Raw genomic sequence first — 1,262 nt, forward strand, 5'->3', positions numbered from 1 at the left:
ACCAACTCATTAACACATGGTTATGCACCAATAGAACAGTATCAAAGAAAAGCTAATTTTGGACCACATACAGATGTATATGCTTTAGGGGCAACTCTATATTACGTATTAACGGCTAACGGATTACGGTTAAAGGGGGAATCATCACCAATCCCAGCAGTAAACCGCAAATATGATGAGGAGGAACTACCAGAACCTAAAAGTTACAATCCTAGTATTAGCAAGAAAGTGAATGATGCCATAATAGCTGCAATGGCTATAAATCCTGAGCAGAGAACGAAAAATATAGAAGAATTTAGAAAAGACTTGGGTTTGATAGAATCTAAATCATTACCAAAAGAGGAAGTTCTAACGGTAAAACAACCAGAACCACAAAAAAAAGAACTAATAAAGGCAGAAAAATCTGTTGAATCAGAGGTGATCCCTAGGAGGTACACAAAATTAGAAACCCTATTAAAAGCTCAAAATTTTAGAGAAGCAGATAAAGAAACAAGGAGTGTAATGTTAGCAGTAGCTAACAGACAAAGCGGGGGTTATTTAAGAGTGGAAGATGCAGAAAATTTTCCCTGTCAAGAATTGCGCACCATTGATAATTTGTGGTTAAGATATAGTCAGGGTAAATTTGGTATATCTGTCCAACAAGAAATATACAAAAACCTGGGGGGAACAAAACAATATCGTGTGAATGTATGGAGATCCTTCGGAGACAGGGTGGGATGGAGAAAACAAGGTTCATGGCTCTATTACAAAGATTTAAACTTTTCATTATCCGCACCAACGGGTCACCTCCCGGGTGTGGGGGTTTTTGGGGGTTTTTGGGTGGTTGGGGGGGGTTTGGTGGTGTTCGGTCGCACGCTTCTTCGCCCGCACACAGGGGTTAGTTTAGAGGAGTTTTATGTGGTATTCTATGGGTTTAGAATGAGGGCACTTCCCTCCTGTCAAGACATGTAGAGTGTAACCCATAAAGGTTTGATAGTATTGTTAACTTTTGTAAATAACAAGAAATTAACGAAACCTTGCTAGTTCCAGGGTTTCGGATACCTGGTACTATTTATTTTTAGGATTAGGTGTATAACAATTTGCCTTGACAAATATTGTTGCTGCCTTTATTATTTCCTCATTAGTTATGTCTAACTCATCCCAAAAAAGCTTTAGCTGTCCTGGTGATGTTCCCTTCTTTTTTTGATTTGGTTTCATCCCCGCCAAAAGTTTACTCCCCCAGCGGTTTTTTTCCACCTTTTTCGGTTGAGGACGATATTTTT

Annotated in this window: 1 protein-coding gene and 1 pseudogene; one reads left to right on the top strand and one right to left on the bottom strand. The window is 39.0% G+C overall.

Features of this window, described 5'->3' with window-relative positions; translation table 11 throughout:
* Positions 1 to 951: GUN4 domain-containing protein (locus ASL19_RS18585; protein ID WP_235528964.1), on the top strand; the 951-nt coding region annotated here is incomplete at its 5' end.
* 96 nt (positions 952 to 1,047) lie between these two features.
* On the opposite strand, the pseudogene ASL19_RS18235 reads toward ASL19_RS18585, so the two are convergent.
* A pseudogene (locus ASL19_RS18235) lies at positions 1,048 to 1,262 on the bottom strand (transposase); the annotation flags it as partial.

The organism is Cylindrospermopsis sp. CR12, from assembly GCF_001432185.1.
In the GTDB taxonomy this organism is placed as follows: domain Bacteria; phylum Cyanobacteriota; class Cyanobacteriia; order Cyanobacteriales; family Nostocaceae; genus Raphidiopsis; species Raphidiopsis raciborskii.